The sequence below is a fragment of the Protofrankia sp. Cas8 genome, from assembly GCF_963555845.1.
Taxonomy (GTDB): Bacteria; Actinomycetota; Actinomycetes; order Frankiales; family Frankiaceae; genus Protofrankia.
In genome coordinates this window covers 1-10,529 of the sequence record NZ_CAUVXI010000194.1, presented here as the reverse complement: position 1 = coordinate 10,529, position 10,529 = coordinate 1, and the positions used below count along the sequence as shown (strand labels likewise).

8 protein-coding genes are annotated in these 10,529 nt (G+C 66.8%); 4 read left to right on the top strand and 4 right to left on the bottom strand.

What is annotated here, in order from left to right; genetic code table 11:
• On the bottom strand, positions 1 to 505 hold a 505-nt coding region (locus tag U9977_RS21760; RefSeq protein ID WP_322751140.1), incomplete at its 3' end, for a MaoC family dehydratase.
• A gap of 315 nt (positions 506 to 820) precedes the next feature.
• On the opposite strand from U9977_RS21760, the gene U9977_RS21755 reads away from it, so the two are divergent.
• On the top strand, positions 821 to 1,711 hold the full coding sequence (locus U9977_RS21755; protein ID WP_322751139.1) for an LLM class F420-dependent oxidoreductase: 891 nt from the start codon (positions 821 to 823) through the stop codon (positions 1,709 to 1,711).
• A gap of 28 nt (positions 1,712 to 1,739) precedes the next feature.
• Here the strand turns inward: U9977_RS21755 and U9977_RS21750 are convergent, their stop codons facing one another.
• Both U9977_RS21750 and U9977_RS21745 read right to left on the bottom strand, forming a co-directional pair.
• A complete protein-coding gene (locus U9977_RS21750) occupies positions 1,740 to 2,387 on the bottom strand; it encodes a suppressor of fused domain protein (protein ID WP_322751138.1) in 648 nt (215 codons plus the stop codon).
• A gap of 30 nt (positions 2,388 to 2,417) precedes the next feature.
• Positions 2,418 to 5,210, bottom strand: a complete 2,793-nt coding sequence (locus U9977_RS21745) for a SpoIIE family protein phosphatase (protein ID WP_322751137.1) — start codon at positions 5,208 to 5,210, stop codon at positions 2,418 to 2,420.
• A 550-nt stretch (positions 5,211 to 5,760) separates the two neighbouring features.
• Here U9977_RS21745 and U9977_RS21740 point away from each other — a divergent pair.
• A complete protein-coding gene (locus U9977_RS21740; protein WP_322751136.1) occupies positions 5,761 to 7,092 on the top strand; it encodes a TerD family protein in 1,332 nt (443 codons plus the stop codon).
• A gap of 82 nt (positions 7,093 to 7,174) precedes the next feature.
• On the opposite strand, the gene U9977_RS21735 is transcribed toward U9977_RS21740, so the two are convergent.
• The gene (locus U9977_RS21735) at positions 7,175 to 8,371 is read right to left on the bottom strand and encodes an acyl-CoA dehydrogenase family protein (protein WP_322751135.1); all 1,197 of its coding nucleotides are present in this window, start codon (positions 8,369 to 8,371) and stop codon (positions 7,175 to 7,177) included.
• 295 nt (positions 8,372 to 8,666) lie between these two features.
• Between U9977_RS21735 and U9977_RS21730 the strand changes: the two genes are divergently transcribed.
• A complete protein-coding gene (locus tag U9977_RS21730; protein ID WP_322751134.1) occupies positions 8,667 to 10,139 on the top strand; it encodes a magnesium transporter MgtE N-terminal domain-containing protein in 1,473 nt (490 codons plus the stop codon).
• Positions 10,136 to 10,529, top strand: a 394-nt coding sequence (locus U9977_RS21725) for a DUF1003 domain-containing protein (protein ID WP_322751133.1), incomplete at its 3' end; no start/stop codon positions are given. The genes U9977_RS21730 and U9977_RS21725, both read left to right, overlap by 4 nt.

The window sequence follows — 10,529 nt, the reverse complement described above, 5'->3', positions numbered from 1 at the left end:
GGTAAGCGGGAGAAACGGGACGGCCGGGCTGCTCCCCGCCGCGGGCATCGCCATAGGAACGCTTGGGCACCATCACCTTGCGGCGGTAGATGCAGACCAGGGTGCCCTCCTGGTTGTAGCCGCGGGTCTCGACCTGAACGATGCCCCGGTCGTCCTTGCTCCTGGACTCGATCTTGTCCAGCACCTCGGACTCGCCGTAGATCGTGTCGCCGTGGAACACGGGCTTGACGTGCTTGAGCGACTCGACTTCGAGGTTGGCGATCGCCTTGCCCGAAACGTCGGGCACGGACATACCCAGCAGCAGCGAGTACACGTAGTTGCCGACGACCACGTTCCGCTTGAACTCGGTGGTCTGCTCGGCGTAGTTCGCGTCCAGATGCAGCGGATGGTGGTTCATGGTCAGCAGGCAGAACAGATGGTCGTCGTACTCGGTGATGGTCTTGCCTGGCCAGTGCTTGTAGACGGCACCGACCTCGAACTCCTCGTAGTAACGACCAAACTGCATGATGTAGCTCTCCTCGCTGCAGCGTGAGCTCCGTCATGGACGCGGCCATGCCTGGACCCGCACCTGGACACCTGGCACCTGAACCCGTTGCCGATCCTCCCAGGTCGGTCGCACATCCGCCGGATTTGCGACCAGGGGATGATCGTGTACCCGGTAGTGACCGGTCCGGCTTTTTCGGTCAGGATGGAGCAGGCGGCGGTCGGCGCCCATCCGGCCGATGACCGTGTGATGACTGTGGGATGGCCGTGTGATGGCCGTGTGATGGCCGTGTGATGACGACGCGATGACCGCGTCGCGGGACGTGAGGAGTTGGCGATGCAGCTGGGCGTACATGTGGTCCGGTTCACCTGGCCGGGCGGTACCGAGGCGATCGCGCCGGTCCTGGCGCGTGCCGCCCGGATCGCCGATGACGCGGGGGTGGCCCATCTCAGCGTGATGGACCACTACTTCCAGATGGAGGCGATGTTCCCCGCGGATGAACCGATGCTGGAGGGCTACACGACGCTGGGTTTCCTGGCCGCCCACACCGCCAGGCTGCGTCTGGGCCTCCTGGTCACCGGCACGACCTACCGGCATCCGGGACTGCTGGCGAAGATCGTGGCAACGCTGGACGTGCTCTCGGGGGGGCGGGCGGAACTCGGCATCGGCGCAGCCTGGTACGACCGCGAGCACCACGGTCTGGGCGTGCCGTTCCCGCCACTCGCCGAGCGGTTCGAGCGGCTCGAGGAGACGCTGCGGATCTGCCGGCAGATGTGGAGTGACGACAACGGCCCGTTTGACGGCCGGCACTACCAGCTTGCCGAGACGCTCTGCGTGCCCGCGCCGATCAGCCGGCCACGACTGCCGATCCTGATCGGTGGAGGCGGGGAGAAGAAGACGCTGCGTCTGGTCGCCACCTACGCGGATGCCTGCAACCTGTTCGCGCCCTCGGTGGATGCGGTCGCGCACAAACTCGACGTGCTCAAAGCTCACTGCGACGCGGTCGGCCGCGACTACGCCGAGATCACCAAGACGATTCTCCACGGCGGTGACGCCTTGACTCGGGGCGAGTCGAGCGAGTTCCTGGCTGACGTGGAGCAGTACGCGCGGATCGGCGTGGACACGGTCATCGTGGTGCCGCCCGGCGGCGAGCCGGCGGACGCCTGGATCGAGCGGGCCTGTGTGCCGGTGGTCAAGGACCTTGCCGATATCGGTACCGGCTCCTGATCGTGTTCCAGCTGTCAGCTGTCAGCTGTCAGCTGTCGTCGAGGTCGAGGTCGAGGCGCAGCTGCGGGCGGGTGGGATCCCGTAGGTCGGTTCCGGCGGCCAACCATCGCCGCTGGAGCTCGGCCGCTCCGTGTACCCGCTTGAACGCCGACTCGTTGGGGGTCATCGGCAGGACCGGCAGGAAACGCACGGGTGCCGGTGCCTGCGTCGCTGTCCGGGCCGGTAGTGTCGCCGGTGGGTCGGTCGGGTCTGCCAGCGGCAGGTCGGGGATGAGCCCACCGGGCTCGGCGACGAGGACGGCGGTGAAGCGCGCGCCGTCCCAGAGCGGTTCACCCAGGTCGAGTCCTGCTCCGGCGACAACCGGGACGCCTTCGACAGCGGGTATCGCCGCCAGCAGGGCGAGCCGCCGGGCGACACTGTCGCGCTGGTCCTTCAGGGAGAGCACCAGCTCGGTGCGTGGTCCGGTCGGGTCGATCATTGATGATGCCGGATCGCCCATCGGGGCAATGGACATCCCGAGGGTTGCGTAGCGGACGACTCCCCGCGTTGTGCTGCCGAAACGCAGGACCTCGATGGGCTCTGCGCCGAGAAATGTGATCTCCGCGCGTCCGGTGTCAGGCCCGAGCTCCCGGATCAGGTGGGCCTCCACCAGCCTGAGTACATCCGCGCTGTCCATGGAACCGACCCTACGGGCCTGATGAACCGTCTATGGCGGCAGCGGCTGCTCGGTCCAGATGACCTTGCCGTTGGACGTGTATCGGACACCCCAGCGTCGGGTGAGCTGAGCGATCAGGAAAAGGCCACGGCCGCCTTCGTCGGTGGTGCTGGCACGGCGCAGCCGGGGGGATGTGCCGCTGGCGTCGGATACCTCGCAGATCAGCGTGTGGTCGTGTAGCAGGCGAACCTGGATGGGGCCGGTTGCGTGCCGGATCGCATTGGTGATCAGCTCGCTGACAACCAGTTCAGTGGTGAATGCGGCTTCCGCCAGCCCCCAGGCGGTGAGTTGCCGGGTGACCGCTGCACGCATGGTGGAGACGACCGTCGGGTCAGCGGGTATCTCCCAGCTGGCGTGGCGTTGTGGATCAAGTGCGCGGGTTCGAGCCACCACAAGGGCGACGTCGTCACTTGGATGAGCTGGGAGCATGGCCGTGGTCAGAGCCTGGCAGGTCTCCTCCGGCGGACGGTCGGGATGGGCCAGCAGGCGCCGGAGCTGGTCGAGACCAGCGTCGATGTCGCGGTGTCGGTCCTCGATGAGCCCGTCGGTGTACAGGACGAGTTGACTGCCGGGAGCCATCTCGAAGTCGACCGCTTCGAAGGGCAGTCCACCAAGGCCGAGCGGTGGTCCGGCAGGTAGATCGAGGAACTCCACGCTGCCGTCGGGCGCAATGAGTGCGGGCATCGGGTGTCCGGCCCGCGCCATGGTGCAGCGTCTGGAGACCGGATCGTAGATCGCGTACAGGCAGGTTGCCCCGATCATCCCGTGCCCGCAGGGTTCGGCGCCCTCCTCCTCGTCAAGACGGTTGACCAGGTCGTCGAGATGACCGAGGAGTTCATCGACAGGCAGGTCCAGGGCGGAGAAGTTCTGGACGGCGGTACGTAGGCGACCCATGGTGGCGGCGGCGTGCAGGCCGTGGCCGACCACGTCACCAACCACCAGGGCAACGCGGGCGCTGGACAGGGGGATGACGTCGAACCAGTCGCCGCCTACTCCCGACTGGGCAGGCAGGTAGCGGTGGGCGACTTCGACGGCATGCTGTGCGGGTACGCCCCGGGGGAGCAGACTGCGTTGGAGGGCCAGCGCCAGTCCGTGTTCGCGGGTGTAGCGGCGGGCGTTGTCGATGCACACGGCGGCCCGGGCGACCAGTTCCTCGGCGAGGGACAGGTCATCCTCCTCGAAGGCGCCGGGCTGTTCGGATCGGTAGAAGCTGGCGATCCCGAGTGTCTCGCCGCGTGCGCGCATCGGGACTGTCATGAGTGAGTGGATGCGATGGTCGAGAAGAGTCTCACCGCGCGCGGGATCCTGAGCCAGCCATCCGCTCGCGACCCGTAGATCTTTCTCAAGAACTGACCGCCCGTGGGTGAAGCACTGCGCCTGGGGGGTTGCCGGGAGGTAGCACACGAGGTCGCCCGGCGGGTAGAACGCGCCCTCTGTCGTGATGCCGCGGACGGCGATGCGGCGCATTCCTTCATTCATGCTGGTCGGTTCGTCCCCGCGCAGGACAGCGTCAGGAAGATCAACGGTGACGTGGTCGGCGAATCGTGGGACCGCGACATCGGCCAGCTCCTCGGCGGTCCGCGTCACGTCCAGGGTGGTACCGATGCGCATGCTGGCCTCATAAAGTAGCCCCAGACGTTTCCGTGCAGCGATTGCGACATGGCCGACCCCCGGTTCGCCCACCAGCAGCAGCCACCTGTCGGTGTCACCAGCCGGCTCGGCCATTTCCGGCTCGGCTACTTCCGGCTCGGCTACTTCCGACTTGATCAGCCGTAGCTGTCGTGGCAGGTCGTTTTCGGGTGCGGAGTGTGGGAGCGCGATGCCGCCTGTGGTGACCGGATGCCGCGGCGTCCCGCCGGTGAGGCTGGCCTCGACAGCGAGCCCCGCGGCACCGGCGGAGGCCGTCACCGGCCGACACACCAGCACGGCTACCTGGCCGTTGGACAAACGCACCTCCACGGCAGCCCGACGCGCGGCGGAAATGAGGTCCGTCGCCTTCTCCCGCAGGATTTGTTCGTCCTGGTTGTTTATCCTGAGGTTGGCGGCGGCACGAAGGACGACCTCGGCCGGTGCTTGAACGCACGGGTCACCTGCTACCGCCACAATGGACGTGCGAGTGCGCCGTTTGTTCTGGAGGAATGTCCGGAGGAGGGCGCGCTCCCGCTCCGCACACTGTTCCAGCAGCTGCCGTTCGATGGCGCCGGCGGTTTCACGGACCAGAGCCACCATCGCCGGATCAGCGGCAGAGCGCAGGCAGGTGAGATCGATGACGCCTTCGATCCGGCCGCTGATCGGATCGCGTATCGGTGCGCCCGCGCAGACATACGGGTGTAGGCGGGCGGCGAAGTGCTCGACGCTCGAAACATAGGAGGGGCCACGTTCCACGAGCGCGGTGCCGATCCCGTTGGTACCGACGACGTGTTCGGCGTAGCTGAAGCCGGGTGCGAGACACACCCCGTCCAGATGTCGGTTCAGCGCCAGCCCGCTTGCGCGACGCTGGAGGACAGTTGCCTCACTGTCGGTGAGAATCACGCCTACTCCGGTACCCGCGAGGCTGGCTTCCAGCCGATCGAGAACAGGCGCGGCCACGCGGGCGATGCGTTCCTCCGGGTCGAGATCGGACCGGTAGGAAGGCGCGAGACGGTCCGGGGTGAGCCCGACCGACTCGCAGCGTCGCCACGAACTCAAGATCGGAACGCGGACGCTTCCCCCGGCCGGTTCGCCTGTCGCGAGATGCTCCCGGACGCGTTCGAGCGCGCCGGCGTCCTCAACGGCGTTTGTCATCGGGCACTTCTCCTCGCGCAAGATCGAGTGGTGTCCTCTCTGGTCATCGGCGTGGTGTTCATTCTCATCGTCTCTTCCGGCTCATCGTCTCTTCCGGTCGGCGGGATAAACCATATCTCCGGCTGGCGTGGATCATTTCGTTCGCATTTTTACTCGGAGTAATGACCCGGGTTGGGGTCGCGTAAAGTTTCGGTTCACGGGTGAACATTTCGTGGTCGTAAGTCCTACTAATCACCGCAAATGGAGCTGCGGGCTGAGGCGTCCAGGCGGTTCTGATGATCAAGAAATGTGGGTCGCGGGGACAGCAGCTCGGTCGCACGCGTCGGGGAGCCCACAGACGGGTCCGGGTTGTTCGGTTCGTTGAGCGGTTGGTTCGTACCGATCCGCCGCCTCGGGTTGGGACCGGTCGCTGGACGCGGGACGCGGCGCCGGCGACCCGAAGGAACCTAATAGGCTGTGAGCGTCCGACCCCGGGCGCTCACAAGGCCGCGCGGTCACGGCTCTTCTCCTGCGGCCGGAGGCCCCGAGCAATCCAGACGTGGAGGCCGCCATGGCGCAGGTGCTGAGCAAGGGCGCGAACGCACCGTTGTCCACTAATGATGTACGTGTGGAGATCAGTTCGTCGACTCCGCTCGACATCGCCGCGTTGCTGGTCACGGCGGGCGGCAAGGTCCGTTCGGACGCCGACTTCGTGTTCTTCAACCAGCCCACCGGCCCCGGGGTGCGCCTCCTCCCACCCTCGGCGCTCGAGTTCGCACTGGGGCTGGTACCCGCCGACATCGACAAGGTCGTCATCACCGGCAGCCTGGACGGGTCCGGCCCGTCGACCTTCGCCACCGTCGGGGCACTGCAGGTCTCCGTCAGAGATCTTCGGGGCGCGGAACTCGCCCGTTTCGACCCGGTCGGGCTGACCGTTGAGACGGCACTGGTGCTCGTCGAGTTGTACCGGCGCCAGGGGTCCTGGAAGGTGCGTGCCGTGGGGCAGGGGTACGCCTCGGGCCTTGCCGGTATCGCCACCGACTTCGGGATCACAGTGGATGATCCGGCAGTGGATGAGGCACCCACACAGCTCTATGTGCCGCCGACGCAGCCGGCATCCCCAGCGCAGCCGGCATCCCCAGCGCGGCCGGTAGCCCAACCCCAGCAGCAGTGGGGCCCGCCGCCAGCACCGGCCCCGCAGGCACAACAACAATGGGGTCCGCCGCACGGCCAGCAGCCATCACCGGCCCCGCAGGCACAACAACAATGGGGTCCGCCGCACGGCCAGCAGCCACAACCGGCCCCGCAGGTGGCCGGTGCCCCGACCGTCAACCTGGACAAGGGCCGGGTCTCGTTGCGCAAGGGCCAGAGTGTCTCACTGGTCAAGACCGGGACCCCGCCGTTGACCCGGGTGCGGATGGCACTGGGTTGGGATCCGGCCCACCGGGGACGCCAGATCGATCTGGACGCCTCCTGCATCCTGTTCGACAGCCGCGGCAAGGACGTCGACAAGGTGTGGTTCATGTCGAAGAAGGGTGCCCGCGGCGCGGTTCGCCATTCCGGTGACAACCTCACCGGCAGCGGCGAGGGCGACGACGAGACCATCTTCGTCGATCTTGCGGGGCTCCCGTCCACCGTCGAAGCGCTGGTCTTCACGGTGAACAGCTTTCAGGGCCAGCAGTTCACCGAGGTCCGTAACGCCTTCTGCCGCCTGATCGACGATTTCACCGGTGCCGAGCTCGTCCGTTTCGACCTGTCGGAGTCAAAACCGCACACCGGTCTCGTCATGTGCAAGGTTGCACGTCAGCAGGGTGGGCCGAACTGGACGATGACGGCCATCGGCGAGTTCCACGACGGCAAGACCGTACGCGCGATGGTCGGGCCGGCCAGGCAGTACCTCTAGCCCGCTCGAGCGCTAGCCCGCTTGGGGCCGCCGGCCGCGCGAGAAGAAGCATGCTCGCGCGGCCGGCGGCTGGCGGGGTTGGCTACGGGAGTTTGTACTCCTTGAGCAACGCCCGGCTGATGATGCGCTTCTGTACCTCGGAGGTACCCTCGCCGATGAGCATGAACGGCGCCTCCCGGAAAAGTCGCTCGATCTCGTACTCCTTGGAGTAGCCGTAACCACCGTGGATGCGGAACGACTCGGTGGTCACCTCGAAGCAGTACTCGCTGGCAAGGTACTTGGCCATACCCGCCTCGACGTCGTTGCGCTGGCCGCTGTCCTTCTTGCGGGCGGCATTCACCATCATCAGGTGGCCGGCCTCGACCTTGGTCGCCATCTCGGCCAGCTTGAAGGCGATCGCCTGATGGTCGACAATCTGCTTACCGAAGGTGCGGCGCTGCTGGGCGTAGGCGATCGCCAGCTCGAATGCCCGGATCATGATGCCGCACGCGCGGGCCGCGACATTGACCCGGCCGACTTCGACACCGTCCATCATCTGGTAGAAGCCCTTGCCCCGGCCGTCGGCGCCGCCGAGGATCGACGAGTTCGGTACCCGGTGGTTGTCCAGCACCATCTCGGTGGTCTCGACGCCCTTGTAGCCGAGTTTGTCGATTTTTCCGGGAATCGTGATGCCGGCGTTGGTGCCGAAGCCGGGCTCCTTTTCCAGCAGGAAGGTCGTCATGTTCCGGTAGACCGAGTCGGCACCCTCGTCGGTCTTGACAAGGGTGGCGACGATGCCGGCACGGGCACCGTTGGTCAGCCACATCTTCTGGCCGTTGATGAGGTATTCGTCGCCGTCGCGAGTGGCCCGGGTGGTGATGGCGGACACGTCCGAACCGCAGCCCGGCTCGCTCAGGGAGAACGCGCCGCGCACCTCCCCGGTCGCCATTTTCGGCAGGAGCCGCTGCTTCTGCTCGGGGGAGCCGTGCTGGAGAAGGAGGTAGGCGACGATGAAGTGTGTGTTGATGACACCCGAGACGCTCATCCAGCCGCGGGCTATCTCCTCGACAACCAGGGCGTACGTGAGCAGCGATTCACCGAGCCCGCCGTACTCCTCCGGAATGGTGATCCCGAAAAGCCCCATCTCTTTCATGGCTTCGACGATCGCCTCGGGGAACTCGTCCTTGTGTTCGAGTTCGGTGGCGTATGGCAGAATCTCCTTGTCGACGAACGTGCGCACGGCCGACAGAATGTCAGCCTGAACATCGGTCAGACCGTCGGTCTGCGCGATCCTGCCCATCGTGTCCGCTTCCCTTCTCCGCCTATCACCGGTAACCGGCACCTGCCAACTGCTCTGTCGACTGCTCTGCCGACTGCTCTGCCGAAAAACAGCCGCACAGCCGCGTACGGGCCGCACGTCAATCGCGACCATTGCGGATGGGCTGCCACACACTTATGAGCAGTATCGCGGCATTCGGGGTCGGGCGCGAGTGGAGCCGGCGGCCGTGGCCTGGCTGGTGCAGGCCGGCGCGAGCGGAGCAATGATCATTTTTGCCAAGAGCGCCCGGCATCGGGGGCGGAGGTAGCCTCACGCCGTGACCACAGCACCGGCTCGGCTGTTCTGCCGCAGGCTGGCGGGCCTGCTTGTCCTCGATCCCAACGGGGATGTGGTCGGGCGAGTCCGTGACGTGGTCGTGACCCTGCGCCTTGGCCACGAACCGCCGCGCGCGCTGGGGCTTGCCGTCGAGGTGCAACGCCGTCCCATCTTTGTGCCGATCAGCAAGGTGACCGGGGTGGAGTCGGGTGCCGTCGTGCTCTCCTCAGCCCGGTTGAGCTGGCGCCGGTTCGCGCAGCGTCCGGGCGAGATCCTCGTGCTCGGCGAGCTCCTGGACCGGCAGGTGACGTTGGTCGCGACCGAGGCGACCGTCACCGTGGTGGACGCGGCGATCGAACCGATCCGCGGTGGCGACTGGGTGCTCGACCAGGTGGCGGTACGGACCGGTCGGCGACGACGCGGCGAGGTCCGCACGGTCTCCTGGGATGAGGTCACCGGAATCTCGTTGCCCGCGGAGACCCAGGGTGCGGCGAACCTGCTCGCGGCGTTCGAGAAACTCCGCCCCGCGGACCTCGCGTCCCTGCTGCACAATCTTTCGAGCAAGCGCCGGGCCGAGGTCGCCGCGGCCCTGGACGACGAGCGCCTCGCCGACGTCCTGGAGGAGCTGCCCGAGGATGAGCAGATCGAGCTGCTCGGCGGGCTCGCCGACGATCGAGCGGCTGACATCCTGGAGGCGATGGGTCCAGACGATGCCGCCGACCTGCTGAGGGACCTGCCCGCCGAGGAGGCCGAGCGGCTGCTGCGGCTGATGGAGCCGCAGGAGGCGGCACCGGTGCGCCGGCTGCTGGTCTACCCGGACAACACCGCCGGCGGTCTGATGACCAGTGAGCCGGTGATCCTCGGCCCGAACGCGACCGTGGCCGAGGCGCTCGCGCGGGTGCGGGCGCCGGAACTGTCACCGGCGCTGGCCGCGCAGGTCTACGTGGTCCGCCCGCCGTTCGAGACCCCGACCGGACGTTATCTGGGGCTTGCGCATTTCCAGCGGCTGCTGCGGGAACCGCCTGGGACCCTCGTCGGTGGCATCATTGACATCGACATCACCCCGCTGCGCCCGGAGACGTCCCTGCCGGAGGTGACCCGCCTGCTCGCCTCGTACAACCTGGTGGCGGTCCCGGTGCTGGACGGGCTCGCCAGACTGGTCGGTGTGGTTACCGTCGACGACGTTCTCGACCACATGTTGCCGGCCAACTGGCGGGAACGTGACCTGGATTCCGATGCCCGCGCGGGCGCTCTCGGCGATTCCGCCGATACCGCCCACAGCGATTCCGACGGTGATTCCCACAGCGATTCCGACGGTGATTCCCGCGGTGATTCCGACGGTGATTCCCGCGGTGACACCCACAGTGACGGCCACAGTGATCCCCGCAGCGATGCCCGAAGTAACGCTGTGAGCACGGCGCTGCCAGGCGGTCAGGATCGGCGCGACAACGGTCTGAGGCGGCCCGGATCATGAAGATCCGCCGCGGTGCGGGCAGGCTCGACCAGCCTCGTCCGTCACGCCGCTCAGCGTTGGCCCGCCGGCCCGCCGAAGCGGACGCCTTTGGCCGGGTTGCCGAACGCATCGCCCGGTTCATCGGAACCGCCCGTTTCCTTGTGCTGCAGAGCGTGGTGGTCGTAATATGGATCTGTTACAACATTGTCATGCCGCTTGACCTGCGGTTCGACAACTATCCGTTTATCTTCCTGACATTGGCGTTGTCGTTGCAGGCGGCTTATGCGGCGCCGTTGATCCTGCTGGCGCAGAACCGGCAGGACGACCGGGACCGGGCGAACCTCGCTCAGGACAGGGAGCAGACCGGCCGCCAGCTCGACGACACCGAATACCTTGCCCGCGAGATTGCGG